Annotated in this window: 16 protein-coding genes; 5 read left to right on the top strand and 11 right to left on the bottom strand. The window is 65.9% G+C overall.

Annotated features, from left to right (window positions below; translation table 11 throughout):
* Nucleotides 1–33 precede the first annotated feature (33 nt).
* The 3 genes from PVZ78_RS05725 to PVZ78_RS05715 form a co-directional block, all read right to left on the bottom strand.
* Nucleotides 34–7,632: an Ig-like domain-containing protein gene (locus tag PVZ78_RS05725; RefSeq protein WP_273828350.1), complete on the bottom strand. Its 7,599-nt coding sequence runs from the start codon at nucleotides 7,630–7,632 to the stop codon at nucleotides 34–36.
* Nucleotides 7,633–7,684: 52 nt separating this feature from the next.
* The gene (locus PVZ78_RS05720; RefSeq protein WP_103331898.1) at nucleotides 7,685–8,530 is read right to left on the bottom strand and encodes a sulfotransferase family protein; all 846 of its coding nucleotides are present in this window, start codon (nucleotides 8,528–8,530) and stop codon (nucleotides 7,685–7,687) included.
* 228 nt (nucleotides 8,531–8,758) lie between these two features.
* On the bottom strand, nucleotides 8,759–10,402 hold the full coding sequence (locus PVZ78_RS05715) for a glycosyltransferase family 39 protein (protein WP_273828349.1): 1,644 nt from the start codon (nucleotides 10,400–10,402) through the stop codon (nucleotides 8,759–8,761).
* A gap of 221 nt (nucleotides 10,403–10,623) precedes the next feature.
* Here PVZ78_RS05715 and PVZ78_RS05710 point away from each other — a divergent pair, with 221 nt between their 5' ends.
* Together PVZ78_RS05710 and PVZ78_RS05705 are read left to right on the top strand one after the other, a co-directional pair.
* A complete protein-coding gene (locus tag PVZ78_RS05710) occupies nucleotides 10,624–11,211 on the top strand; it encodes a phage tail protein (protein WP_009046343.1) in 588 nt (195 codons plus the stop codon).
* Between the two features lie 53 nt (nucleotides 11,212–11,264).
* Nucleotides 11,265–11,576, top strand: coding sequence for a DUF6916 family protein (locus PVZ78_RS05705; protein WP_009046342.1), 312 nt, complete (start codon nucleotides 11,265–11,267; stop codon nucleotides 11,574–11,576).
* Between the two features lie 60 nt (nucleotides 11,577–11,636).
* Here the strand turns inward: PVZ78_RS05705 and PVZ78_RS05700 are convergent, their stop codons facing one another.
* From PVZ78_RS05700 to PVZ78_RS05685, 4 genes are read right to left on the bottom strand one after another with little or no spacing between them, the layout of a single operon-like run.
* Nucleotides 11,637–12,140, bottom strand: coding sequence for a GNAT family N-acetyltransferase (locus tag PVZ78_RS05700; RefSeq protein WP_009046341.1), 504 nt, complete (start codon nucleotides 12,138–12,140; stop codon nucleotides 11,637–11,639).
* A 27-nt stretch (nucleotides 12,141–12,167) separates the two neighbouring features.
* Nucleotides 12,168–14,264: a biotin/lipoyl-binding protein gene (locus tag PVZ78_RS05695; protein WP_273828348.1), complete on the bottom strand. Its 2,097-nt coding sequence runs from the start codon at nucleotides 14,262–14,264 to the stop codon at nucleotides 12,168–12,170.
* Entirely contained in the window at nucleotides 14,264–15,583 is a 1,320-nt protein-coding gene (locus tag PVZ78_RS05690; protein ID WP_273828347.1) for an efflux RND transporter periplasmic adaptor subunit, read from the bottom strand. Before PVZ78_RS05690 ends, PVZ78_RS05695 begins: the two co-directional genes overlap by 1 nt.
* Complete coding sequence (locus tag PVZ78_RS05685) at nucleotides 15,580–16,368, bottom strand: efflux RND transporter periplasmic adaptor subunit (RefSeq protein ID WP_009046338.1); 789 nt, start codon at nucleotides 16,366–16,368, stop codon at nucleotides 15,580–15,582. Before PVZ78_RS05685 ends, PVZ78_RS05690 begins: the two co-directional genes overlap by 4 nt.
* Before the next feature lie 241 nt (nucleotides 16,369–16,609).
* Here PVZ78_RS05685 and PVZ78_RS05680 point away from each other — a divergent pair, with 241 nt between their 5' ends.
* From PVZ78_RS05680 to PVZ78_RS05670, 3 genes are all read left to right on the top strand, one after another.
* A complete protein-coding gene (locus tag PVZ78_RS05680) occupies nucleotides 16,610–18,781 on the top strand; it encodes an outer membrane assembly lipoprotein YfiO (protein ID WP_273828346.1) in 2,172 nt (723 codons plus the stop codon).
* Nucleotides 18,782–18,783: 2 nt separating this feature from the next.
* Nucleotides 18,784–19,530 (top strand): DUF3142 domain-containing protein, encoded by a 747-nt coding sequence (locus PVZ78_RS05675; RefSeq protein WP_273828345.1) that lies wholly within the window; start codon nucleotides 18,784–18,786, stop codon nucleotides 19,528–19,530.
* A 236-nt stretch (nucleotides 19,531–19,766) separates the two neighbouring features.
* Nucleotides 19,767–20,456 (top strand): NYN domain-containing protein, encoded by a 690-nt coding sequence (locus PVZ78_RS05670; RefSeq protein ID WP_025808564.1) that lies wholly within the window; start codon nucleotides 19,767–19,769, stop codon nucleotides 20,454–20,456.
* A 6-nt stretch (nucleotides 20,457–20,462) separates the two neighbouring features.
* Here PVZ78_RS05670 and PVZ78_RS05665 read toward each other — a convergent pair whose 3' ends face one another.
* The 4 genes from PVZ78_RS05665 to PVZ78_RS05650 form a co-directional block, all read right to left on the bottom strand.
* The gene (locus PVZ78_RS05665) at nucleotides 20,463–21,911 is read right to left on the bottom strand and encodes an efflux transporter outer membrane subunit (protein ID WP_273828344.1); all 1,449 of its coding nucleotides are present in this window, start codon (nucleotides 21,909–21,911) and stop codon (nucleotides 20,463–20,465) included.
* On the bottom strand, nucleotides 21,908–22,966 hold the full coding sequence (locus tag PVZ78_RS05660) for an HlyD family secretion protein (protein ID WP_009046334.1): 1,059 nt from the start codon (nucleotides 22,964–22,966) through the stop codon (nucleotides 21,908–21,910). Before PVZ78_RS05660 ends, PVZ78_RS05665 begins: the two co-directional genes overlap by 4 nt.
* A 25-nt stretch (nucleotides 22,967–22,991) precedes the next feature.
* Nucleotides 22,992–24,536, bottom strand: coding sequence for an MFS transporter (locus tag PVZ78_RS05655; RefSeq protein WP_009046333.1), 1,545 nt, complete (start codon nucleotides 24,534–24,536; stop codon nucleotides 22,992–22,994).
* A 225-nt stretch (nucleotides 24,537–24,761) separates the two neighbouring features.
* On the bottom strand, nucleotides 24,762–25,679 hold the full coding sequence (locus tag PVZ78_RS05650) for a LysR family transcriptional regulator (protein ID WP_009046332.1): 918 nt from the start codon (nucleotides 25,677–25,679) through the stop codon (nucleotides 24,762–24,764).
* Between the last annotated feature and the right edge of the window lie 747 nt (nucleotides 25,680–26,426).

Raw genomic sequence — 26,426 nt, 5'->3', positions numbered from 1 at the left:
CCCCTGGGTGCCGCATCGTATTTATGTCTTGTTTCAGGCCTGCATTGCGCTGATGCCGGCCTGTTCGAATGCCTTGGCCAGATCGCGGATCGGCCGTTGCTCCATGTCTTGCATCACTTGTAATTGCTGGGTCAGCGACGGTGCCCCGAACACCCCGCGCCCGCCCTGGGAAAGATCGCCGGCCCTGGGCTTGTCGCCGAAGGACTTCAGCGAACCGCCGTCCTCAGTGGAGTCCTGGCCGAACAGCACCGACAGCGTGCTTTGGCTGAACACCCCGCCATCGCCGCCACCGAAGCCGAGGAAACCATGACCATTACCGTCGCCACCGGGATCGCTGCTGCCAAATACCTGGGCAATGAAGCTCGGCGCCAGGGCCCCGTGATTGATGAAAATATCCCCCAACGGCCGGATGCCATCGCCCAGCACCCGCTGCTCGAACAGTGGCGCGAAGGCCAATGGCGAGCCCAGGTCGCCAACCGGTGGCGTGGTGACCGTGGGCTGCAGCGGCACATAAGGCGGCAGCGGCGGAACCACCGGGTCGCTCGAACGGAATTCCGGATCGCCCACCGGCAGCTCCGTGGCTGGGTTGGTCGCCGGCACGGTGTTGATCGCGTAGTTGTTGGAGTCGGTGCTGCCGCTGCCGGTATTGCCGAATGCGTCGCTCACCCCGCTGTTGTTCAGGGTGACCAGGTTGCTGGTATCGCTGATATTGGCGGTTGGCGTCAGGGTCGCGGTCCAGGTCCGGCCGCCGTCGCTGCTGCTCAAGGCGCTCAGGGTGCCGTTGGCCACCGTCAGGTCCGAGTTGGTGAAGCCGCTCACCGCTTCGCTGAAGGTGATGGTCACGCCGCTGGTCTGGCCCACGCCGAGGCTGCTGTTGGCGACCACGATGGTCGCGGTCGGCCGCTGGGTATCGATCAGGTAATTGTTCGAATCCGTGCTGCCCAGCCCGGTATTGCCCGAGGCGTCGCTGACCCCACTGTTGTTGAGGGTGATCAGGTTGCTCGTATCGCTGACGTTGGTGTTCGGTGTGAAGGTCGCGGTCCAGGTAATGCCGCCATCGCTGCTGCTGACCGCGCTCAAGGTGCCGTTAGTCACCGTCAGGTCGCTGTTGTCGAAACCGCTGACCGCCTTGCTGAAGGTGATGGTCACCAGGGACGTGTCGCCCGCCGCCAGCATCGGGTTGGCGACCACCACGGTAGCGGTGGGGCGCACGGTATCGATGACGTAGTTGGCCGAGTCGGTGGTGCCGCTGCCGGTGTTGCCGACGGCGTCTATCACTCCGGCGTTGTTCAGGGTGATCTGATTGCTGCTGTCGCTGATGTTGATGGCCGGGGTAAAGGTGGCGGTCCAGGTAACCCCACCATCGCTGCTGCTCAGGGCCCCCAGGGTACCGTTGGCCACCGTCAGGTCCGAGTTGGTGAAACCGCTGATCGCCTCGCTGAAGGTGATGGTGACCGTGGTGGTTTCGCCCGCTTTCAGGGCCGTGTCGGCCAGCACGATGGTGGCGGTCGGCCGCCCGGTGTCGATGATGAAATTGTTCGAGTCGGTGCTGCCGCTGCCGGCGTTGCCCGCCACGTCACTGACCCCGCTGTTGTTGAGGGTGATCAGGTTGGTGGCATCGCTGACGTTGACGTTCGGGGTGAAGGTCGCGGTCCAGGTGATGCCGCCGTCGCTGCTGCTGACCGCGCTCAGGGTGCCGTTGCTCACCGTCAGGTCGCTGTTGTCGAAACCGCTGACCGCCTCGCTGAAGGTGATGGTCACCAGGCTGGTTTCGCCGATCGGCAGGATCGGATTGGCCACCACTATGGTCGCGGTTGGGCGAGCCGTGTCGATGACGTAGTTGTTCGAATCGGTGGTGCCGCTGCCCGTATTCCCCGAGACATTGATCACGCCGCTGTTGTTCAGGGTGATGACGTTGCTGGTATCGGCGATACCGACTGCCGGGGTGAAGGTGGCGGTCCAGGTGACACCACCGTCGCTGCTGCTCAGCGCACTCAAGGTGCCGTTGGCGATGCTCAGGTCGCTGTTGTCGAAACCACTGACCGCCTCACTGAAGGTGATGGTCACCAGCGAGGTTTCGCCGGCCTTCAAGGCCGTGTCGGCGATCACGATGGTGGCGGTCGGCACCACGGTTTCGATGCTGTAGTTGGCTGAGTTGGTGGTCCCGGTACCGCTGTTGCCGGCCACGTCGGTGATGCCGGTGTTGTTCAGGGTGATCAGGTTGCTCAGGTCGGTGATGCCCGCTGTCGGGGTGAAGGTGGCGGTCCAGGTGATACCGCCGTCGCTGCTGCTGACCGCGCTCAGCGTGCCATTGGCCACCGTCAGGTCGCTGTTGTCGAAACCGCTCACTGCTTCACTGAAGGTGATGGTCACCACCGAGGTTTCGCCGGCCTTGAGGGTCGAGTCGGAGAGAACGATGGTGGCATTCGGACCCAGGCTGTCGATGGCGTAGTTGTTGGAGTCGGTGGTGCCGCTGCCGGTGTTGCCGGCCCCATCCGTCACCCCGGTGTTGTCCAGGGTGATCAGGTTGCTGTTGTCGGTGATGCCGGCCGTCGGGGTGAGGGTGGCCGTGTAGGTGATGTTGTCGCTGGTGCTCAAGCCACTCAACGTACCGTTGGCAACGGTCAGGTCGGCCAGGGTAAAGCCGGTCACCGCCTCGCTGAAGGTGATGGTCACGGTACTGGTCTGGCCCACGCCCAGGGCGCTGTCGACGACCACTATGGTCGCGGTCGGGCGGACGGTGTCGATCGCATAGTTGTTGGAGTCAGTGGTGCCGCTGCCGGCGTTGCCCGAGGCGTTGGTCACCCCGCTGTTGTCCAGGGTGATGACATTGCTGGTGTCAGTGATGCTCGACGTCGGGGTGAAGGTGGCGGTCCAGGTGATACCACCGTCGCTGCTGCTGACCGCGCTCAGCGTGCCGTTGGCGATAGTCAGGTCGGCATTGCTGAAACCGCTTACTGCCTCGCTGAAGGTGATAGTCACCAGTGAGGTTTCACCGATCTTCAGGGCGTTGTCGGCGACCACTATGGTCGCCGTCGGCAGGACGGTGTCGATGCTGTAGTTGTTGGAGTTGGTGGTGCCGCTGCCGGTGTTGCCAGCCAGATCGGTGACTCCGGTGTTGTTCAGGGTAATCAGGTTGCTGGCATCGGCGATGCCGACGGTCGGAGTGAAGGTGGCGGTCCAGGTGATGCCGCCATCGCTGCTGCTGACCGCGGTCAGGGTGCCGTTGGCGATGCTCAGGTCAGCATTGGTGAAGCCGCTCACCGCTTCGTTGAAGGTAATGGTCACCAACGAGGTTTCGCCAGCGCTGAGAGCACTGTCGGCAACCACTATGGTCGCGGTCGGCCGCACCGTATCGATGGCGTAATTGTTGGAATCGGTGGTGCCGCTACCGGCGTTGCCGGCCAGGTCGGCGATGCCCGTGTTGTTCAGGGTGATCAGGTTGCTGCTGTCGCCGATGCTGGCGCTCGGAGTGAAGGTGGCGGTCCAGGTGACGCCACCGTCGCTGCTGCTCACCGCGGTCAGGGTGCCGTTGGCGATGGTCAGGTCGGCGTTGGTGAAGCCACTGACGGCCTCGCTGAAGGTGATGGTCACCAGCGAGGTTTCACCGATTCTCAACGCGGTATCGGCGACCACGATGGTCGCGGTCGGCCGCACCGTATCGATGGCGTAGTTGTTGGAGTCGGTGGTGCCGCTGCCGGCATTGCCGGAGGCGTTGGTCACGCCGCTGTTGTCCAGGGTGATGACGTTGCTGGTGTCAGTGATGCTCGAGGTCGGGGTGAAGGTGGCGGTCCAGGTGATGCCACCGTCGCTGCTGCTCACCGTGCTCAAGGTACCGTTGGCCACCGTCAGGTCACTGTTGTCGAAACCGCTCACTGCCTCGCTGAAGGTGATGGTCACCAGTGAGGTTTCACCGATCCTCAAGGCGTTGTCCGCCACCACTATGGTCGCGGTCGGCAGGACGGTGTCGATGCTGTAGTTGTTGGAGTTGGTGGTGCCGCTGCCGGTGTTGCCGGCCAGGTCGGTGACCCCGGTGTTGTTCAGGGTGATCAGGTTGCTGACATCGTTGATACCGACGGTCGGGGTGAAAGTCGCGGTCCAGGTGATGCCGCCATCGCTGCTGCTGACCGCGGTCAGGGTGCCGTTGGCGATGGTCAGGTCGGCGTTGGTAAAACCGCTGACTGCTTCGCTGAAAGTGATGGTCACCAGCGAGGTTTCACCGGCGCTGAGAGCACTGTCGGCGACCACGATAGTCGCGGTCGGCCGCACTGTATCGATCGCGTAGTTGTTGGAATCGGTGGTCCCGCTGCCGGCGTTGCCGGCCTGGTCGGCGATACCGGTGTTGTCCAGGGTGATCAGGTTGGTCGTATCGCTGATGCTGGCGCTCGGGGTGAAGGTCGCGGTCCAGGTGATGCCGCCATCGCTGCTGCTCACCGCGGTCAGGGTGCCGTTGGCGATGGTCAGGTCGGCGTTGGTGAAACCCGTCACCGCTTCGCTGAAGGTGATGGTCACCAGCGAGGTTTCGCCGATTCTCAGCGCGCTGTCGGCGACCACAATGGTCGCGGTCGGCCGCACCGTATCGATGGCGTAATTGTTCGAGTTGGTGGTGCCCAGGCCCAGGTTGCCCACGGCGTTCTGTACGCCGGTGTTATCCAGGGTAATGACGTTGCTGGTATCGGTAATGCTCGACGTCGGGGTGAAGGTGGCGGTCCAGGTGATGCCGCCGTCGCTGCTGCTCACTGTGGTCAGGGTGCCGTTGGCGATGGTCAGGTCGGCATTGGTGAACCCGGTTACCGCCTCGGAGAAGGTGATGGTCACCAGCGAGGTTTCACCGATGCTCAAGGCATTGTCGGCGACCACGATGGTGGCCGTCGGGTGCGCGGTGTTGATCACGTAGTTGCCCGAATCCGTGGTGCCGCTGCCCGTATTACCGGCCAGGTCGGCAATGCCGGTGTTGTTCAGGGTGATCAGGTTGCTGGCGTCGCTGATGCCATCGGTCGGGGTGAAAGTCGCGGTCCAGGTGATGCCGCCATCGCTGCTGCTCACCGTAGTCAGGGTGCCGTTGGCGATGCTCAGGTCGGCATTGGTGAAGCCGCTGACCGCCTCGCTGAAGGTGATGGTCACCAGGGACGTCTCGCCCGCCGTGAGGGTGCTGTCGGCGACCACGATGGTCGCGGTCGGGCGGACGGTATCGATCGCGTAATTGTTGGAATCGGTGGTGCCGCTGCCGGCGTTGCCGGCCAGGTCGGCGATGCCGGTGTTGTCCAGGGTGATCAGGTTGGTGGTATCGGTAATGCTGGCGCTCGGGGTGAAGGTGCCGGTCCAGGTGATGCCGCCGTCGCTGCTGCTCACCGCAGTCAAGGTGCCGTTGGCGATAGTCAGGTCGGCGTTGGTGAGGCCGCTGACCGCTTCGCTGAAGGTGATGGTCACCAGCGAGGTTTCACCGACTCGCAAGGCATTGTCCGCCACCACGATGGTCGCGGTCGGCCGGACGGTATCGACCACGTAGTTGTTGGAGTTGGTGGTGCCGACCCCGGCGGTGCCAAGGCCATTGATCACCCCGGTGTTATCCAGGGTGATCACGTTGCTGGTATCGGTGATGCTCGACGTCGGGGTGAAGGTGGCGGTCCAGGTGATGCCGCCATCGCTGCTGCTCACCGCGGTCAAGGTGCCGTTGGCGACGGTCAGGTCGGCGTTGGTGAAACCGGTCACCGCCTCGGAGAAAGTGATGGTCACCAGCGAAGTCTCGCCGATGCTCAACGTGGTATCGGCGACCACTATGGTCGCGGTGGGCGGTGGTGCATAGGCGGTGTTGAGGATGCCGCCGTCGTTGTAGATGGTCGCGAACGAAGTCGGTGAAGTACCGGTCGTGCCACCCCCCAGCGCCACGCCGCCGGCGCCACTGGCCGCCGCGTTGCCGCTCAAGGCGGCGAAGTTGGCCGCGGTGATCAGGAAGGTGCCCTTGTTCCAGACCGCGCCGACGCCCCGGCCGCCGATCCCGCCGTTGCTGGCGTTGCTGCCTTGGCCGCCACCGCCGCCACCGCCGCCGCCCGCGCCGATGTTGTTGCTGATGGTCGAGGTGCCGATCACCGTGAGGGTGCCGCTGGAGGCGTTGTAGATACCGCCGGCGGCATTGCCGCCCGCGCCGCCGACCTTGTCCCAACCCGCGCCGCCACCACCGCCACCGATGGAAATCGTGCCGTTGGTGGCCGTGGCGCCATTGCCACCGTTGCTGTAGTAGGACACGCCCAGACCGCCCGCGCCGCCGGTGCTGGTACCGCCGCGACCGCCCATGTGGGTGGCATCGTAGCCACCGCCATAACCGCCCACGCCAGCGCTGCCAGCCTGGCCGCCCAGCGTGCCGGTGCCGGGGCCGGCGGAGCCACCGTGGCCGCCACCCTGGCCACCCAGCCCGCCACCGCCACCACCGCCACCGCCATAGAACGCGCCGGTGACACCGCCGCCACCGCCGCCGCCCGAAGCCGCGTTGGAGGTCACGGTGACGTTGTTGAGGGTGAGATTGCCGGCGTTGAAAATCCCCCCGGCCATGGCGCCGGTCGCGCCATACCCGCCGTTGCCGCCGTTGCCCGAGACCAGGCCCCGGGTAATCACCAGGCCATCGAGGGTCACGGTACTGCCCGAGGCCACTTCGATGACCCGGGTGCGGTACTGGCCGTCGAGGATTACGTCCGCCGCGCCGTCGTTGTTCAGGTCTCCGTCGATGGTCACGTTCTTGTTGACCAGCAGTTCGGAGGTCAGCTGCACCGTCATGCCGCTGCTGAAGGTGACGATGTCGCCGTTCTGCGCCGACGCCAGCGCCGCCCGCAACGAACCCACGCCGGTGTTGGCGTTGTTGGTGGCGGTCCAGGTCGCCAGCCCCCATTGATAATCCTGCATGGCCTGGGTGGACAGCACATTGGCGCTTTCGATGGTGCCGGTGGCGATCTCCAGTTCCCAGTCGCCACCCACGCCGGTGCGATCGCTGGAGGCGGCCACGTCGCGACCGGTGAGCTGCGCCAGCGAATCGACAAAACTCAGGCCGCGCTCGCCCTCGGCGGTGTAGCAGCCGTAGATCAGGATGTCGCCGCCGGCGTTCATGTCCTGGCCGATGTCCGCCAGCACCGAGCTACGCGCCTGGACGTTGTCAGCCGAGAGGTAGCTGTTGCCCAGCCACAGGTCCCCGGCATTGCCGTGGGCGATGATCTGCACCGAACTGACCCCCTGATGCTGGTCCAGGTAATCGGCGATCTGCTGCAGGCCATCCTGGTTCGCACCCAGCTGCACCACCCGGGTACCGGGCGCCAGGCCCTGGAGCAGGCTGTCGGCGTCCTTGACCCGCGAATCGACGAACACCACCGTCAGCCCCGGCACCGCGGTCGGGGTCGCGGCAGGCGCTGCATCGGCCTGGCCGTGGGTGTCCTTGCTGACGCTCGGCTGATCGGCGGCGGTCGGTGTCTTGGCCACGTCCGTGGTGGTGTGGCTGTCCGGCTGGACGGCCTCGGCCACCGTCGCCGCCACCGCGCCGTCGAACAGCATGCGCGGCTCCAGGGGCATGATCATCGGTGAGGCCAGGGCATTCGTCCGCCCGGTGGCCCGCTGATTGACCCGCGACTTGCCTTTGCTCCACCACATGATGCTCACCCGGACTCGAACGTGCTGAAAGGTGCGAATTGAAAAACCGCGGTCAACGGACCGCGGCGTCGGATTTCATGCGAATGACATTGGCGGCGCTGGATGCCCCGTCTTTCCAGAAGGACAGCTGCGCATACTTCTCGAACAGGTCCGGCGGCAGGATGGTGCGCCGCGACTGCAGCGCCACCCGCGCCTTGACCTTGTGCAGGCCCGCGACCCCCAGCGCCTGGTCGAACTCGGGCGCGTCGTAGGCCAGGCTGTCGAAATCGTGTTCGAACCAGGGTTCGCCGATAAAGTCGTAGATCAGCCGCATCACCCGCTCGGGAGCCTGGCTCAGCAGGTCATAGTCGACGATCAGCATCGAATCGGCATTTTCGCCGTAATAGGCCTCTTTCAAGGCCGTCCAGGCATACCCCACCAGGCGGTTGTGCTGGGCCAGGGTTTCGCAGCGGCTGTAGACCGAATTGCGCTCGACCGCATCGCCGAACAGCTTGGTGTTTTCGAAGGGGTTGGCCCGGTACAGCCGTTCCAGGCTGTCCATGACCCAGGCGACATTGCGCACGCAGGCGATGGTCCTGGCCTTGGGAAACAAGTCCTTCAAGGCCGGCAGGCGCGCGCACCACTGGCGGTTGGTATCGAAGATGACCGGTTTGTCGGCCTTGTCGGTGTAGTAGGAGTCGAACAGCCCGCGCAGCAAGCGGCGGCGCATGTCGAGGTCGATGACCGCGCCGAATTCGCTGCCGGCGCTGCATTGTTCGAGGATGCCGCTGAACAGCGCCCCCACCGGGCTGGTCATGCCGGCGTGAAAGCGCGGGTTCTGCAGCAGAATGGCGGACAGCAGGGTCGACCCTGAGCGCGGTAAACCGGAGATAAAATGGAACTGCGGCAATCCCTTCACCCTAGCTATAAGTCCATTTACGGAAAAAGCGTAGTGCAAGGTCAGAAAACCAACAGTGGTGCTTTGATATCAATTCGGAGCAAAACCACAAAAAATCTGTGCTCAAAAAAACAGCAGCCGCTCTGGGACTGAACATGAATCGATTAAGCCGCTGACCGCCCTGAATCCTGCCTTTCGTCACCCGCCTGTTCACAGGCCGATTTTTTTGCGAAAAACCGCCCAAGGCGTCTATCCAGCAGGTTTCCCTGGCTGGCTACACAGCGCTTTCGCCGACGCCTGGCCCTGCACAGTGCCGCACATCAGCAGCAACCGGGCCGTGACCCCGCCAGCAGTGAATTCGCCAGCCTTTCGCCATTGCCCCGGCAGCGGGGCGAACTCATCGGGTTGCTCGGCCGTGCCGATCAGCCAGACGCGACCACTGCCCACCGGCAACGCCGACAGCCGGTCGAGGTAACCCCTGTCGGCCTGCTGGTCGATCAGGGTGCCGAAGCCATAGGCATTGGGTCGGGTCGAGACCCCGGCGGGCGTGGGCGGGGTGTAGAGCAGCGGCTGGGCATCGGTACGGTTGTAGTAGACGTAGCTCAGGTACCACAGCAGATCGCTGGTGACGATCCGGTCGCCGGCCACGTAGCGCTGGTTCACGTAGTCCACCAGCACGCTGATCTGATCGTTGCTATCCACCGTGGCGTTGTTGTTCAGGCCGACCACCTCGGCCCCGCCGAACAGCAACAGGATCGCCAGCGCCAGCACGCGGGCCTGCGCCAGCAGCCGGTCGACGGCAATCGCGAAAATCAGTGGTAGGCCCAGGGCATAGGCCGTCAGGTAGCGCTCGATGAACACCGGCGAAACGAACGACACCGCAAACACCAGTAACAGCGGCAGCGCGGTGTAGATCACCAGCATCCAGTGCCAGCGCCAGGGCGAGCGGTCGCGCCAGGCGAGCATTCCGGCGACGCCCAGCACCAGCAGCGGCAGGCCTGCGAACAGCAGCGGGGAACGGGTTTCGCCATCGTCCTGGGTCAGCAGTTGCCAGATCATCGAGGGCAGCGAGGAAAAGTCCACCGACGGCTCCCAACCCACGTCGCCGCTGGCTTTCAGCTGGTCGATATGTTGCAGCAGGTCCACCAGCCCCGGCAGCCAGGGGGCGAACAGCATGACGATGGCAGCGTTGGCCAGCCACCAGGCCGGCCGGTTGATCGCCCGGCTCGGCGGCGTTGCGTGCAGGCGCAGCAGCAACAGGTACGACCAGTGGGCAAGCACGCAGAACGCGGTGAAATAGTGGGTGTAGAACGCCGCGCTCATCAGCAGCGTGTAATACACCAGGTAGCGTTGACGCCGGGGCTGCCTGACCCAGTACACCAGGGCGATGGTGGCGCCGAGCAGCCACACCCCCAACAACGCATACATGCGCACTTCCTGGCTGTAGCGCACGGCGGTGGGCAGCAGGGCCAGCAGGAAGCCGGCGAGGATCGCCGCGCGACGGCTGGCGATCTGCGCCACCAGCCACACACCCAGGCCGACACAGATAATCCCCGGCCAGGCGCTGAAACTGCGAATGGCAAAGATGCCGTCGCCAAACAGCGCGATCCAGCCGCGCAGCAGCATGAAGTACAGCGGTGGATGCACGTCATGGGCGGCGTGCACCCAGAGCTCGCTCAGGCCGTAGCGGCTGAGCAACAGGCTGGAGCCTTCATCGCCCCAGATGGCCGCGGCGGTCAGGTCGTAGAAGCGGGTGGCCGCCGCCAGCAGCAGGATCGGCGGCAGCCAGTACGCCCGCAGCAGCGCGATCAGGCGCTGCGTGTCACGCGTCAGCCGAAGGGCGATGCCCGGCTCGGCCGTACCCAGCAATTGCGGCTCTCTGCGAAACGCCATGAATTACCCCTGCACCCGCGTTTTACCAGCACAGCATCGCTGTTTATCCGGCCAGACATAAGGCGCCCCATCACCCCGGGCGACTGGCGGAACAGCGTCTACGCTAACCACTGCTGTCAACGAGCCCGCTTGGCGTTCTGACCGTATCGGTCAAGCTGTCAGGCCAGACACCAGGGATCGGCTCAGGGAGTTCCACTGATTAACCTGAAGGATGAAAAACTATGGAAGTGTTCATGGGCACCATTCAAGCTTTTTCCTTTAACTTCCCTCCCAACGGCTGGGCCTCGTGTTACGGCCAGACCCTGGGGATCTCGCAGTACCAGGCGCTGTTTTCGCTGCTGGGCACCTACTACGGCGGCAACGGCACCACCAACTTCCAGTTGCCGAACCTGCAAGGGCGCCTGCCCATCGGCCAGGGCAACGGGCTGGGCCTGACGCCCCGGGTGATCGGCGAAGTTTCCGGCACCGAAAACGTCACCCCCACCCTCAACAACCTGCCTGCCCACACCCATACCCTCGCCGGCCTGAACGCCGCCACCACGCTGCAACTGGCCAACCCCGCCAGCAACCCGGCCAGTACCCCGACGGCCACCAACTCGTTCATCGGCACCTCCGGCGGCGGGCCGGGCACCGCCACCATCTACTCCGACAAGCAAGGCACCACGCCCGTGCCGCTCCAGGGGGTCAACACCACGATCACCGGCACCATCTCGCCCGCCGGCAACGGGTTGCCGCTGCCAGTGATGAACCCGTTCCTGGTGATCAACTTCAGCGTGGCCCTGAACGGCCTGTTCCCATCGCGCAATTGAAGTTCGCGCCGGGGGACATTCCCCCGGCCCTTTTTCCAGCCAGGAGTGGCGCCATGCTGCATCTGCTGCAAAGTGAGCATTTCCAGCCTTTGCTGGGGCAAACCTGCAACCTGTTGCTACCGGACGGCAGCGTCTTGCTGGTCCATATCGAGTCCATCAAGGACACCCCCCAGGCCCGCATGCCGAACAGTGCGCGCATGCCCTTCTGCGTCGAGCTCAACAGCCTGGAGCCGACAGAGTTCGTCGACGGCCTGTGCGACCTGGAACTGCCCGGCGTCGGCCATCTGCAAGACATGTTCGTGTCGCGGGTGCCTGCCCTGGGCCGCGATCCGACGCTGGGCTATTTCTATATCGCCTTCAACTGAACCGGGCGTGCCTGGCGGCATTGCCCCAGGCACTGGCTCGAATCCGCCGGGTTGCGCCGCTCAGCCGCGCGGGCCGGGATACCACACCAGCCGCTCGGCCGCCGGGTTGGCTTCCTCGACCTGAAACCCCAGCGCCAGGTAATGCCGGCGCGCATGGGGGTTGCTGGCCCAGACCACCGTGGCCACCGGGCAGCGCACCTGTTCGGCGGCCTTCTGCACGCCCCGCAGCACGGTGCGCCCGTAGCCGCGACCGCGGGCGGCCGGAATGAACGCCAGGTACAGCACGCGGATTTCATTGGGGCCGAAATCGGTGGTCAAGGCACCGATGGCGCTGCCGAGTTTTTCGATCACGTAGTGCATGGCGCCGGGGAAGTTCTCCCCCGCGCCCTGCTCCTGGACCTGGAACTGCTGGGCGATCACCTGCTCGATCTGCTCCTGCTCGCCATCGATCCATTGCAGATCGCTGCGCGCCGAGCGGTAAAGGCTTTGCAGGAACGGTCCGTCGGTGGGCCGCGACGGACGTACCACCAGGCCATCGGACATGGCTGAATCCTTATGCAACATATGCGTTCTCCCTGAACATTCCGTGTCTCAGAACCCGCTTTCCCTCACGCCGAGCGCCGCCAGACGCCGCCAGGCCGTACCCAGCAGCGACTCGCCACGCCCCTGCAACACCACCACGCCGCGCAGCGGCTGGCTCGGGGTGACGCTGGCGTCGAGTACCTTGAGCCGCGCGCCGTACTGCGCCTGGACCGGTTCGGCGCGGCGGTTTTCATCGCGGCGCACGGCAATCGGCCCATGGTGATCGGAAGTCAGTGCCTCCTGGTCGATATAAGCCACACCGTTGGTGTCGACTTCGGTCAGTTGCACCTCGAGCGCCGGGTGCATCGGGTCGTCGGCGATAAAGCGCCCCGTGGCCCCCGGCGCGACGCGCCACAGGTCGGCCTCGGCAAGGAAGCCGCGCAAGCGCGCCCCCGGCTCGACCACCCGGGCCAGCGGATCCTTGGGCGATACCCAGCGGCCCACCTGCAGTTGCGGCAGCAGGTCGCGCAACTGGCCGCCTTCGGGCGCGCGCAGCAGCAGGCGCTCGCGTTGCGCCGACAGGCCGCGGTACTCGGCCACGGCCTCAGCCAGTTGCTGCTCGACAACCCCGGCGTCGGCCGCGGTCTCGCTGCGCCCGGCACGGCGGCGCATCTGCAGTTGCTGGATCTCGATTTCCCGCCGCGCGATGGCCTGGCGCGACGCCAGGTCCGGGGACTCGAGTTCCACCAGCACCTGGCCCTTGCTCACCGCCTGGCCGTCGCTGACATTGAGCTGCCGGACCCGCGCCGCCACCGGCGCATGCAAGGCGCTGGCGCGTCCGGCCTCGAGCATCGCCGGCACCTCCACCGAGCTGCGCCAGGGCACCGCCACCAGCAACAGCGCCGCCACCAGCCCCAGGCTGCTGAGCAATACTCGCGGCGCATCGGCCTGTTCGCGGCGTGTCCACCATTCGCGCCACTCGCGCACGATGGGCAAAAAGATGAACCACACCAACTCGACCAGCATCAGGAAGATGCCCAGCAGCTTGAAAAACAGGTGGTACACCGCCAGCGCAATCCCGAAAAACAGCACCGCGCGCCACAGCCACGAGCCATAACCCCACCACAGCAGGCGCCGCTGCATGGCCGGCGACCAGGGCTCCGGTGCGGGCTGCCGGTAGCCGAACAAAGCCTCGCGCAGGCGCCAGCGACAGAGGGCGAAGGCCCGCCCCTGGAGGTTGTCCACCTCCCAGAAATCGCTGAGCAGAAAATAGCCATCGAAACGCATGAAGGGGTTCAGGTTGATCACCAGGGTGGTGATCCAGGTCGCGCTGGCGAGCATGAAGGCCGCGGTGCGTGCCGGGCCGTCCGGCAGCAGTGACCAGGCCAGCAGGGCGATGCTGGCCAGCAGCAGCTCGGCCAGCACGCCGCCGGCGCCGATCAGCAAGCGCGCGCGACGATCGTTGACTCGCCAGGCATCGCTGACGTCGGTGTAGAACATCGGCAGCAGCACCATGAACGCCACCCCCATGCTCTGCACCCGGCAACCGGCGCGCTTGGCCATGAAGGCGTGGCCGAACTCATGGCACAGCTTGGCGAAGAACAGCGCCACGCCGAACGCCAGGGCACCACCGAGGCTGAACAGGTGGGGAAAGGTCGCCAGGAAGCGCTGCCAGTCCCGCGACACCAGGAACACGCCCAGCCCCAGGGTCAGCGACAAGCCGTAGCGCAACAGCCCCGGCCCGAACCGTGCCAGCCACGGCCAGGCGCGATTGAGAAAGGTGTCCGGGCGCCACAGCGGGATACGAAAGAACAGGTATTGGTGCAGCAGCACCTGCCAGAGGCTCTGGTGCTGGGCGTCGGCCTTGAGGTCATAGCTGGCGCGCTGTTGCGGATCGAGGGCGGTGATCAGGTCGTGACTGCGTAGAAAGCCCAGCAATTCATCCAGTTCCGCGCCGCCCAGGGGCAGCCCCGGCTCACGATTGGCGGCGCGCAGCACCTGCCCGGCGTCCCCCAGGGACCAGTGCCTGAGCAAACGCATCGCCGCCGCGCCGAGCTTGAAATAACGACCGCGCACCGGGTCGGCCAGGGTCCAGCGCGGCGAACCGTCCAGCGCCGGCGCCGCTGCCGACAGCTGCAAGTCCGCGCGCAGGCTCGGCAGGTCCATTACAAACCCACGCTCTGCCGCAGACCGGCCAGGGGCCGACGCAGCAGGTACAGCGCCAGCGGCGCGCGCTCGCCAAAGAGCTTGGCCGTGCCGCGCAGGCCAATCCGCGGTGGCGCATCGCGAAAACGCGCATCGAGGCGGTAAGCCAGTTGCCCGCCCGGCGTCGGCTGCGCCTCGTAGGCCGCCCGTTCGAGGCTGGCCAGATGGCGCTGCAACGGGTCGCTGTCGAGAAACAGCGCCACCTGCGCGCCGGGCTCCAGGGCAATGGCGTCGCCCACGGCCAGTTCGATGCGCAACTCGGCCTGGCTCGGGTCGGCGATTTCCATGAGGCGCTCGCCGGTCTGCACCGGTTTGCCGGTCCAGCGCTCGGCGTCGGCGAACACCGCGATACCGTCGCGTTCGGCGCGCACTTCGCTGCGCTTGAGCAGCTCGCGGGCGTAATCGCGTTCGGCGCGTTTCTGCTCGACCCGGGCCGCCAGCAGGTCGATCTTCGAGCTGGATTCGGCATCGGCAAAGGCCCGCTGGGAGTTGGCCTTCAACTCCGCCTCGGCCACGCCCAAGGCGCGGGCGGCGACATCGGCCTGGGCGTTGAGGGTGGTGTTTTCGAAACGCAGCAGCAGGTCGCCGGTTTTCACCGTCTGGTTGGGCTTGACCAGGAACTCGGCGATCACCCCGTCCAGCGGCGCCGCCACCACACGCCCGCCCAACGGCACCACTTCGGCCGGCGCCAGCACCGATTGCCGCACCGGAATCAGCAGGCCCAGCAACACCACCGCCAGCAGCGCCAGCCGACGCTTGCGATTCCAGCGCAGGCGCCACGGCTTGCGCGGTTGCAGCGCCAGCCAGGCGTGGCTGTAGGTGTCGCCCAGTTGCGCCAGCAGCACCTGTTCGGAAGGGTTCCACGGCGTGTCGCGGGCCAGCCACAGGCCGCCAAAGACCGCGCCCTGGCGATCGATCAGCGGCAACCAGAACACCTCGGCCGCCGACAGGCTCTGCCAGTCGACCCGCACCGGGGCACTCAGTTGCTCGGCCGCGATCACCCGCGCCTGCTGCACGAGTTCGAGCTTGAACAGCTGGGTCACCGCCTGTTCGACGAAGGCCACGAAGGGCGCATTCGGGTCGAGCGCGCTGACGCCGGTCACCGCGCGGACCTTGCCGGCGATCACCAGCGCTGCGTGGCGAAAGCCGAACAGCGCCTGGCCGTCGTTGACCAGGCTGTAGACCAGTTGCTCGACGGTACGCGCGGCACGGGTCTGACGCTCCAGGTCAAGGAACCGAGCGAAGACCTGCTCGGCGGCGCCCGCTACCGGTGCGTTCATTTGAGCTCCGCGAACCGCGCCGTGCCGCTCATGCCCGCCAACAGGCCCTCGGCGTTGGGCACGGCCGCCACCAGCAGCAGCGTCTGGCTGCCCTCGTCGATCCGCGCGCCGAGGCGCTTGACCGTAGCGGCCAGCGGCTTGCCGGTTTCATCGGGGACGAAGCTGAAGGTCTGCCCGGCCTTGAGCTTGCCCATCCAGCTCGACGGCACCAGCAGGTGGATTTCCAGGGAACGATTGTCGACGATTTCCAGCAAGGGCGAGCCGGCCGTCACGCTTTCGTAGCGTTGCACCTTGCGTTCCACCACCTGCCCGTCGAACGGTGCGACCACGCTGCAACGCTTGACCTGCACCTGATAGACCTGGGATTGCGCCTGGGTCTCGGAGACCTTGGCCGCGGCCCGCGCCACTTCGAAGCGGCCGACCGAGTTGAGCGAAGCCAGTTGGCGGTTGTGCGCCAGCTCTTCGTTGGCGCCACGGCTGGCGGCCTGAGCGGCATTGAGCTGGGCCTGGTAGGCCGAGCAATCGAAGCGGGCCAGCACGTCACCTTTCTTGAAGGACTCGCCTTCGCTGTAGGGCAACTCGACGATGCGCCCGGACAGTTCGCCGGCCAATACCGCCTGATCCTTGGCCCGCAGCACGCCTCGCGCTTCGCTGCCGCTCGCCACGGCGGCGCCGGCAGCACTGTCATTGAGCAGTGGATCGTCTGGTGCAGGCGTCTGCGCCTGGGCCACGCACACCAGGCAGGTCAATCCGAATCCCAATCCCAATCCATGAAATCGCCGCATAACCGTAACTCCCTGACGGATGGGCGGAGTCTAAGACAGCAAGCGTAAGCGTCAAGCAAATGGCCACTATCTTTATCGATCCCGACAACGGCATCGAATGCCCGCCTGACAGCATAGATGCCTTGTCCGGCGCGGCGTATATCGGGTCGTGTGGGTATTTTAGATGCCCGCGAATGCCTTCTGTATGATTTGCGCCACACTTGGACCTTCGGCTCCCATAGTTTCGGATTAAGGACAATTCATGCGTATCGGTCTTTTGTCGTCTTTGACACTGGCGCTCGGCGCCCTCCTCTGCAATCAGGCCCAGGCCAGCTCCGACGATTCCTGTTACCCGCGCTGGACCCTGCTCAAAAAAAACCTCGAAGGCTGCAGCAGCCTGCCGTTTCTCAACCCGGGCAACGACAGCCGGGTGAACCTGCGCCTGTTGCTGGCCGACAGCGGTGCCTTGCCCCTGGCGCCGAAAGCGCTGGACGCCGACGACCTGGCCGAAGGGTATGGGCCGGTGCCGTTTTCGGTGTCTCGCCTGAACCCGGCGCCCGGCCCCGAAGCGGCGGATGCACCGGCAGCCAGCGCCGACACTGACCTCAACGGCCGCCTGGAAGCCTTGCAGGTGGTGCGCGAAGCGCCTCAGGCGGCCGGCGATGCGTTTCTGTCCGGCGAAGGCAGCCGCTGCCGCAGCAACTCGGACGCCAGCGCCCAGGTGTTTGTCGACCAACTGATTGCCGCCGACCTGCCAGACAGCGAGCGCCAGGCGCTGGCGCAAAGCCGGGTCAAGCTGCTCGCCGCCTGCAGCTGGGAAAGCCCACAACTGGCCAGCCTGTTGCCAACCAATCTGCAGACCCCGCTGGGCAAGGGTTTCGCCACTTATCTACAGGCCGCCGGCGACTTCTACAGCGGCCGCTTCAGCGAGGCTGGTTCGACTTTTGCCACGCTCAAGGACAGCCCGAATGCCTGGCTGAAAGAAACCGCGCTGTACATGAACGCCCGCACGGCCCTCAACAGCGCCCAGCAAAACGCCTTCGACGAATACGGCATGCCCGCGCTCGAACATGTGGATAAGTCCGCGCTGCACCAGGCCGAAGTCGGCTTCGACAGCTACCTGCAAACTTATCCACAGGGCGCCTACGCCGCTTCGGCCAAGGGCCTGCTGCGCCGGGTGCACTGGCTGGACGGCAATCCGGACAAGCTGGCCGCCGACTACGCCTGGCAGATGACCCAGGCCAAGGACGAGCAGCGCAACCTGTCGCTGAACGATCTGGTGGAAGAAGTCGACACCAAGCTGCTGATGGTCAACCACAACCCGGTCAGCACCCCGCTGTTGCTGGCGGTCAACGACCTGATGTGGATGCGCGAGCAAGCCGAAGGCCGGCTGACCCGCGAGGCCTTGCAGCAACAGAAGGCGGTCTTCGCCGCACAACCGGCGTTGCACGACTACCTGCTGGCGGCCTTCGCCCTGTATGTCGACAACAACCCGGACGCCGCGCTGAAACTGCTGCCCAGCGAGCCGCCCGCCAACCTCGACTACCTCGCCTTCAGCCAGCAGACCCTGCGCGGCCTGGCCCTGGAAGCGCAGAACGACGGCCCGGGCGCCCAGGCCCTGTGGCTGCAACTGCTGCCCCTGGCCAAGCAACCGCTGCAACGGGAACAGCTGGAGCTGGCCCTGGCGATGAACTACGAACGCAACCAGCAACTGGCCAAGGTGTTCGCCGCCGACTCGCCGATCAAAAGCCCGCAGGTGCGTTTCACCCTGCTGCGCAACGTGGCCGATGCCACGCTGCTGCGCCAGCAGATCAGCCAGGCCGCCGACCCGGTAGAGCGCAACACCGCGCAGTTCGTGCTGCTCTACAAGGACCTGCTGCGCAGCCAGTACGCGGCCTTCGCCAACGACCTCAAGCAACTGCCGGCCAGCGCCCCTGAAGACAAGCTCGGCTACAGCCTGGGTTACGTCTACAGCGACGGCCAGTCGCTCAAGCTGTTCCAGTGGAGCGGCGACAAGGCCGAGTCCGGCTACGCCTGCCCGAGCATCGCGCAAACCGCGGCAGCCCTGGAGAAGGATGGGAAAAGTCCGCAAGGCCTGAACTGCTTCGGTGAGTTCATCCTGCGCAACGGCCTGGATGGCATGCCGCTGGACAGCCAGCCCGACAAGCGGTCCCTGGGCGGCACGGAGTCGGCCTTCAAGGGCGAACTCTTCTCTCGCCTCGACGGCTACAAACAGGTGATCGCCAACAACAAGGCGCCACGCAACGACCGCGCCTACGCCCTGTACCGCGCCATCAACTGCTATGCGCCCTCGGGCTACAACAGCTGTGGCGGCAAGGACGTCGAACCGGCGGTGCGCAAGGCCTGGTTCCGTCAGCTCAAAGGCACCTTCGCCGACACCCAGTGGGGCAAGTCGCTGCAGTACTACTGGTAAGCATGAGCGGTTTCTGGAAATGCCTGCTGCCGGTCTGGCTGTTGCTGACCGGCAGTGCCCAGGCGGCGGTCGACGCCCGCGATCACCAGGCCTTCTGGCTGTGGAGCGGCGTCGCCCCGCAGCCGGTGCTGAACCAGGCCAAGACCCTGTACATCCTGCAAGGACAGATCAGCCGCTCGCGTCGCGACCCGAGCGGCAACGTGCACTTCATCGCCCAGGGCATGGCCATTCCGCGCCTGCGCCAGGGCGAGGTCTGGGTGGTCTACCGCGCCCACACCCTGCACTGGCCGGAGCCGGTCTACAGCCAGCTGCTGGGCCAGGTACAGCGCTGGCAGCAGGCCGGCAACCCGGTGGTCGGGATCCAGATCGATTTCGACGCCCGCACCCGCTACCTCGAGGAATACACCAGCTTCCTGCGCGACCTGCGCCAGCGCCTGCCCGCGCAGTACCGCCTGAGCATCACCGGCCTGATGGACTGGAGCAGCAACGCCAACCCCGAGGCCATCGCCGGCCTCAAGGGCGTTGTCGACGAAGTAGTGGTGCAGACCTACCAGGGCCACCACAGCATTCCCAACTACGCCGCCTACCTGCCCCGCCTCGACCGCATGGGCCTGCCATTCAAGGTGGGCTTGATCCAGGGCGGCGAATGGCAGGAACCGGACTATCTGAAAGACAGCCCGTGGTTCAGGGGGTATGTGGTGTTTTTGCAGAATCCATCGCAGGGCAGCAGCCAGCGCAACACGCCCTAACAGATCCGTACCCGCCGTGCCCTTGACGCTCCGGTTCCGCACAGGCAAAACAGCTGGCACAGGTTCGGAACCTATTGCAGGTCGATACCTTAAGTCGGAGCAGGGTTGACGAAGTCGACCACCCGAACTTAGGATCGACCCCACAACTCAACCCCGTACGCAGCGATTAAGTTCGCTGGCCGTTGGGGTGAAAAAACCGGCCCAGGCCGGTTTTTTCGTTTCCAGGGATTGGAATTGTGCGCACCGCCTTCTTCGTTGACGGCTACAACCTGTTCTACGGGCTGTTGGCCGGTACGCCGTACAAGTGGCTGGATCTGCCGCAGTTGCTCGCGCATATAGCCCACGTCGAGAACCCGGCCAGCGAGCTGGTTTCGGTGGACTACTTCACCTCCTCGGTAAAACCCGAACTCGCCACCCGTGGCCGGCTTTCCAAAGAGGCCCAGGACACCTATGTACGCGCCCTGAAGGCTGCCAATGTCACTGTTCATTTCGGGCGGCACCAGCTCGAACCCGCCAGGGCGCCACGCTTCATCGACAAAAAGACCGGCGCTTCGCGGCAGGACAAGGTCGATATCTGGAAACTCGAAGAAAAAGAAACCGACGTGCATATCGCGATCAGCATGTATCGCCTGGCGGCCAGGCAGGCTTGCGCCACCAACGGCCCGCCAATCGAACAACTGGTGCTGGTCTCTGGCGATACCGACATGACCCCAGCGCTGAAAGCCATACGCGCGGATTTCCCACAGCTGACACTGGGCGTGATCCTGCCTCACCGACCTGAATTCAAACGTCCCGCGCCGGGCTCGCTGAAGGCCTGTGCGCACTGGATGCGGCGGGTCGTCACTGGCGATGAGTTGCAGCGGCACCAGTTTCCGGAACGCGTACCGACGCACAAGGCGCCGGCCATCAAGCCAGGGTATTGGTGAGGCGGCTCAAGGCCGTGCAGCCGCCAACGGATACACCGACTCCCAGCCGCCACCCAGCGCCTTGTACAGGCCGACCATGGCCAGGGAAACGCCGGTCGAGCTTTCCACCAGTTGTTCCTGGGTCGCCAGCAGGGCGCCCTGGACGGTGAGAACGTTGACGAAGTCCACCACGCCTTCGACGTATTGCTGTTGCGCGGTGCGCAGGGCGATCTGGTTCTGCCGCACGGCTTCGGCGAGGCTGTCGCGGCGCAGCTGGCTGCTGTTGTAGCGAGTCAACTGGTCGTCGATTTCATGCCAGGCGCGCAGCACGGTCTGCTGGTAGGCGACGGCCGCTTCCTGCTGCTGGGCTTCGCGCAGATGCAGCACGCCGCGCAGGCGGCCGCCATCGAACAGCGGCAGGCTGAACTGCGGGCCGATACCGAACTGGCGCGAGCCCCAGGAGCCGAAGTCCGACAGCTGCATGGCCTGGGAGCCGAAGTTGCCCGACAGGGTGATGCGCGGATAAAAGTCGCCCTTGGCCACGCCGATGCTGGCGGTGGCGGCATGCAGGCGGGCTTCGGCCTGACGGATGTCCGGGCGGCGTTCGGCCAGTTGCGACGGCAGGCCGATGGCGACCTGGCTCGGGGTTTGCGGCACCGGCGCATCCGCCGCCAGTTCCGCGTGCAGGGCCTGGGGTGGCTCGCCCATCAGCAGGCTCAGGGCATTGATCAGTTGCGCCTGGCGCTGCTGCAAGGCCGGCAGTTGCGACTCGATGGTCGCCACCTGCGCGGCGGCTTCGGCGACGTCCAGGTCGGTGGCCACGCCGTCGGCCAGGCGCAGTTGCGAGAGCTTGAGGCTGTGGCGGGCGACGTCGAGGTTCTGCTCGGTCACCGCGCGGGTGCTCTGCACGCCGCGCAGCTGGATGTAGTCCTGGGCGGTCTCGGCCAATACCGACAACAGCACCCCGCGCCGATCGTTTTCCGCGACTTCCAGGGTCGCGTCGGCGGCCTCGGTTTCGCGCCGCACGCGGCCCCAGAAGTCCAGCTCCCAGGACGCCGAGAAGCCGGCGTCCCACAGGTTGAAGGCGGACTTGCCTTCGTGACCCGACGGGTCGTTCAGGCCTTCGCCGCTGTTGCGTTTGCGCGCGTAGCCGCCGCTGGCGTTGCTGGTCGGATAACGCTCGGCGGTGATCACCTGGCGCGCCGCGCGGCTCTGTTGCAGGCGGCTGGTGGCCAGTTGCAGATCGAGGTTGTCGGTCAGCACGCGCCGGCTCAGGGCCGACAGCTGCGGATCGTTGAAGACATCCCACCAGCGCTCGTCCAGGGGGCTGGTCACCACCTGGCTCGGCGCGGCCTTTTGCGGGCTGGCCCAGGCCTCGACCCGCGGCCCTGCTGGGCGCTGGAAGTCCGGGCCGACAGTGCAGGCGGCCAGGGACAACAGGCCCAGGGCGAATACCGGCTGGAGCAGACGACTCATCGCTTCGCCACCTCACGCACGGAACTGGCCTTGCCCAGGGTATCGACGCTCGCTTCCACCGACATCCCGACCCGCAGGCGCTCGGCCATGGGCTGGCCGGGTTCCAGCAGGATCTTCACCGGAATGCGCTGCACCACCTTGGTGAAGTTGCCGGTGGCGTTGTCCGGCTTGACCGCGGCGAAGGTCACCCCGGTGGCCGGCGCCAGGCTCTCGACCCGGCCGCGCAGGGTTTCGCCGTCCAGGCTGTCGACCCGCACCGCGACCGGCTGCCCGGGGTGCATGCGGGCCAGCTGGGTTTCCTGGAAGTTGGCCACCACATAGGCCTGCTCCAGCGGCACCACGGCGAGGATCTTGCTGCCCGGCGTGACATAGGCGCCGACCCGCACCGCGCGCTCGCCGACCATGCCGTCCACCGGCGCGACGATGCGCGTGTAGGACAGCTCGTAGCTGGCCATTTCCAGGGCCGCCTGGGCGCGCTTCAGCCCGCCCTCGGCCGCGTCGCGCTGGGCGGTGAGGATCTCCACCTGTTTGCGTTCCGCCGCCAGCGCCGCGGTGGCCGTGGCCAGCCGCGCGCTGGCCTGGTCGATGCGGGTCCTGGCCTGCTGGGCATTCTGCACCGTGCCGGCGCCGACCCCGGCCAGGTGGTTGTAGCGGTTCAGTTCATGCTCGGCGAAGGCCATTTCCGCCCGCGCGGCCACCACCGAGGCCTGGGCCTGGGCGATCACCGAGCTTTGCCGGTCGAGGGTGGCGCGGGCGTTCTGCAACTGCGCCTTGGCCACCAGGGTTTCGGCGTCCGCCGCCTGTGCTGCGGCACGCAGGTCGCGATCGTCGATCAGCGCCAGCAACTGGCCGGCCTTGACCCGCTGGTTGTCTTCCACCAGCACTTCCTTGATGAAACCCGCCACGCGCGGGGCCACCAGGGTGTAGTCGGCGCTCACGAAGGCGTCGTTGGTGGTCTGCTCGGTGGCCTTGCCGGTGACCAGATACACCAGCACGCCCAGGACCGCGACCGCCGCCACGCTGACGGCGATTTTGTGTTTGATGTGGATCGTCATAAAAACCTTCTGTCTCAGTGAACGTTCAAGTCGGCGCGCGTGGCGGATAGATCCGCGTCGGCAGCCAGAAAATCAGCAGGATCAGGGCCGCCGCCACGCCAGCCATGACGTAGTAGAGGTCGGCGGAGGTCAGCACCACGGCCTGGCGGTGCAGGCGCTGGGCGAGGTTGCTGGCGTCGATGGCGCTCAGCGGCGAGTTGCCGAGGCTGTCCACCAGCATGGTCGAGTGAAAGTGCAGGCGGTGGGTGGTCAGGGCATCCAGCACGCCGGTGGCGATCACCGCCGCCAGGCCCTTCACGGTGTTGAACCAGGCGGAAGCGAACGGCCCCTCGATCGGCTGGATACTGCCGGTGGAGAGCATCAGCAGCGGCAGCACCGCCATCGGCTGGCCGAAGATCTGCAGCAGTTGCAGCACGTAGAAATCGTCGCGGATCCACGCCGAGGTCAGTTGCGTGCCGCCCAGGCACGACAGCACCAGCATCATCAGGCCGATGCCCAGCACCCAGCGGCAATCGACCCAGCGCAGGTTGCACAGGGCCGCCACCAGCGGCAGCGCGATCAACTGCGGCAGGGCCATCACCAGCATCACCGGGGCGGTCTGCAACGGCCGGTAGCCCTGGACCTGGGCCAGGAAGCTGGACGGAATGATGATCACCGCGGTCAGCACCACCAGCACCCCGGCCAGGGTCAGCAGGGCGAACGACAGGTTGCGGATGCCGAGCATCTGCAACTTGAAGAACGGGATCGGCTGCGCCCATTCGTTGATCAGGAACAGCACCAGCAACAACGCGCCGCCGCCCAGCAGCAGGCAGATCAGCGGCGAGCCGAACCAGTCCAGGCGGTTGCCCTGCAGGATGCCGATCACCAGCATGCAGATCGCCGGAAACCCCAGCAGCAGGCCGCGCCAGTTGAAGGCCTTGAGGCGCTCCAGGCGCAGCGGGTCCTGGGGCAGGCCGTAGGCCACCGCGAGCATCGCCAGCAAGCAGGGCGCCACCACCTGCCAGAACGCCCACTGCCAGCCGACGTATTCGGTCCACAGGGCGGCCAGCGGCGTGCCCAGGCTCGGGCCGAAGGTGGCGGTCAGGGCATAGCCGGCCAGGCCGTAGAGCTTGACGTTGGCCGGCAGGAACCGCAGGGCCACGGTCATCAGCATCGGCGGCAGCGCGCCGCCGGCCAGCCCCTGCACGGTGCGCAGCAGCAACAGGCTGTGGTAGTTCGGGGCGAACGGACAGAGCACGCCCAGCACGGTGAACAGGGCGATGGCGCAGAGGGTGAAACGGCGCAGCGAGAAGGTCACCGAGCACCAGGGCGCGAAGGCCATGGCCGCCACCGACGTGGCGGTATAGCTGGCCACCAGCCAGGTGCCTTCGTCGTAGCCGATGGCCAGGGCACCACGGATATCGGCCAGGGCGATCTTGGTCACCATCTCGTTGAGGCCCGACACCAGCACCGCCAGCAATACGCCGAGCAGGCCGATGATGATTCGCGGGCCGAAGACCGCGGGGCTGGCAGCTGCCGGTTTGCTGGCCCCTTCAACGGGTGCCGGCACAGCCACGGCGAGGGAACTCATGAAGGGAACGACTCCGATGGAAATACCGAAGCAGTTTAAAAAGCCCGACAGCTGACGAAAACTGACTTATCGACAGTTTATAAGTGCATCAGACACAACTATTGGATGGCTCTTTGATTCTGTAGGAGCGAGGCTTGCCCGCGATGAACGATAACGCGGTGCAGCAGGTTAACCGTGGCGTGCCTATCGCGGGCAAGCCTCGCTCCTACGGGATATTGGGTGTTTTCAGGGCTGGGCGGCGTGCCAGGTTTCGTTGCAGGAGGCGCGCAGGGTCTCGCGGAACCATTTGTGCGCCGGGTCCTTGTCGTAGCGCGGGTGCCAGGCCTGGGTCAGCACCAGGGTCGGCAGGGGAATCGGCAAGGCGAAGGAACGCAGGTGCAGGCCCAGGCGCGACACGCTGAGCAGGGTTTCCTTGGGCACCGGCAGGATCAGGTCCGAATCCGGCAGCATGAACATCGCGGCATGGAAGCTCGGCGCGATCAGCGGCACCCGGCGCTCCAGCCCCAGGTCGCCGAGCGCCGCGTCGATCGGCCCACGGGCGATGCCGCGCCGGGACATGCTGATGTGCGGGAAGGCGGCAAAACGCTCGGCGGTGATCTCCTCGTCGAGCAACGGATGATGCTCGCGCACCAGGCCGACAAAGGTGGTGGAAAACAGGTTCTGCACCTTCACTTCCGGGGTCAGCGGCCGGGTATTGCTGATTCGCAGGTCGATCCGTCCTTCGCGCAGGGCCTCGTCGTCGCCATCGCCTTCGGGGACGAAACGCAGTTCGCAATGGGGCGCCTGGCGCTCCAGGGTGTCGATCAGGCGGCCACCATAGACGCCGACGAAGAAGTCGTTGGCGCGCACGTTGAAGCGCCGGCGCAGGGTGCTGAGGTCGACCTGATCGCCGGAGCGGAACACCAGCGCCGCCTGCTCCACCAGGTCGCGCACCTGGCCGCGCAGTTCCAGGGCCTTGGGTGTGGGCACCAGGCCACGGCCGGCGCGCACCAGGATCGGGTCGCCCAGCGCCTCGCGGATCCGCGTGAGGGTCCGGCTCATGGCCGCCGGGCTGAGGTTCATGCGCCGCGCCGCGCCGACCACGCTGCCCTCGTCGAGCAGGGCGTCGAGGGAGACCAGAAGGTTCATGTCCGGGAGTTGCATGCTGAGCACTCGTGGCTGATCGGGAATGAGTCAGGCGCAATGCTAGCAGGGTCATTTCAGTCAGGGACACCACTCTGTAGCCGCTGCCGCAGGCTGCGATCGAGGACGAAGTCCTCGTCAGATCGGCGCATGCGGTGTGCCAGGCAGAATGAGCCGTCAGGTTTTGCGGCCCCTGCGGGGCCGATCGCAGCCTCGCGGGCTCGGCAGCGGCTACGGGATCGTGGGGGGTCGTTCAACCATGGACACCGCTCTGTGTAGCCGCTGCCGCAGGCTGCGATCGAGGACGAAGTCCTCGCCAGACCGGCGCATGCGGTGTGCCAGGCGGAACGTGCTGTCAGGTTTTGCGGCCCCTGCGGGGCCGATCGCAGCCTCGCGGGCTCGGCAGCGGCTACAGGATCGTGGAGGGCAGTTCAGTCAGGGACACCACTCTGTGTAGCCGCTGCCGCAGGCTGCGATCGAGGACGAAGTCCTCGCCAGATCGGCGCATGCGGTGTGCCAGGCAGAATGAGCCGTCAGGTTTTGCGCCGGCTGCGCCGTCGATCGCAGCCTCGCGGGCTCGGCAGCGGCTACAGGATCGTGGAGGGCAGTTCAGCCATGGACACCGCTCTGTGTAGCCGCTGCCGCAGGCTGCGATCGAGGACGAAGTCCTCGTCAGACCGGCGCATGCGGTGTGCCAGGCAGAATGAGCCGTCAGGTTTTGCGGCCCCTGCGGGGCCGATCGCAGCCTCGCGGGCTCGGCAGCGGCTA

Source organism: Pseudomonas sp. SBT1-2, from assembly GCF_028640875.1.
In the GTDB taxonomy this organism is placed as follows: Bacteria; Pseudomonadota; Gammaproteobacteria; order Pseudomonadales; family Pseudomonadaceae; genus Aquipseudomonas; species Aquipseudomonas chlororaphis_I.
The sequence above is the reverse complement of the archived record's forward strand: the minus strand, read 5'-3'. Positions and strand labels throughout refer to the sequence as shown.

Bases quoted from the DNA above. Each gene is read 5' to 3' on its own strand.
- PVZ78_RS05665 (WP_273828344.1), bottom strand. From the start codon at position 21,911: ATGAGTCGTCTGCTCCAGCCGGTATTCGCCCTGGGCCTGTTGTCCCTG.
- PVZ78_RS05715 (WP_273828349.1), bottom strand. From the start codon at position 10,402: ATGGCGTTTCGCAGAGAGCCGCAATTGCTGGGTACGGCCGAGCCGGGC.
- PVZ78_RS05725 (WP_273828350.1), bottom strand. From the start codon at position 7,632: ATGTGGTGGAGCAAAGGCAAGTCGCGGGTCAATCAGCGGGCCACCGGG.
- PVZ78_RS05710 (WP_009046343.1), top strand. From the start codon at position 10,624: ATGGAAGTGTTCATGGGCACCATTCAAGCTTTTTCCTTTAACTTCCCT.
- PVZ78_RS05690 (WP_273828347.1), bottom strand. From the start codon at position 15,583: ATGAACGCACCGGTAGCGGGCGCCGCCGAGCAGGTCTTCGCTCGGTTC.
- PVZ78_RS05695 (WP_273828348.1), bottom strand. From the start codon at position 14,264: ATGGACCTGCCGAGCCTGCGCGCGGACTTGCAGCTGTCGGCAGCGGCG.
- PVZ78_RS05685 (WP_009046338.1), bottom strand. From the start codon at position 16,368: ATGCGGCGATTTCATGGATTGGGATTGGGATTCGGATTGACCTGCCTG.
- PVZ78_RS05705 (WP_009046342.1), top strand. From the start codon at position 11,265: ATGCTGCATCTGCTGCAAAGTGAGCATTTCCAGCCTTTGCTGGGGCAA.
- PVZ78_RS05650 (WP_009046332.1), bottom strand. From the start codon at position 25,679: ATGCAACTCCCGGACATGAACCTTCTGGTCTCCCTCGACGCCCTGCTC.
- PVZ78_RS05655 (WP_009046333.1), bottom strand. From the start codon at position 24,536: ATGAGTTCCCTCGCCGTGGCTGTGCCGGCACCCGTTGAAGGGGCCAGC.
- PVZ78_RS05700 (WP_009046341.1), bottom strand. From the start codon at position 12,140: ATGTTGCATAAGGATTCAGCCATGTCCGATGGCCTGGTGGTACGTCCG.
- PVZ78_RS05675 (WP_273828345.1), top strand. From the start codon at position 18,784: ATGAGCGGTTTCTGGAAATGCCTGCTGCCGGTCTGGCTGTTGCTGACC.
- PVZ78_RS05660 (WP_009046334.1), bottom strand. From the start codon at position 22,966: ATGACGATCCACATCAAACACAAAATCGCCGTCAGCGTGGCGGCGGTC.
- PVZ78_RS05680 (WP_273828346.1), top strand. From the start codon at position 16,610: ATGCGTATCGGTCTTTTGTCGTCTTTGACACTGGCGCTCGGCGCCCTC.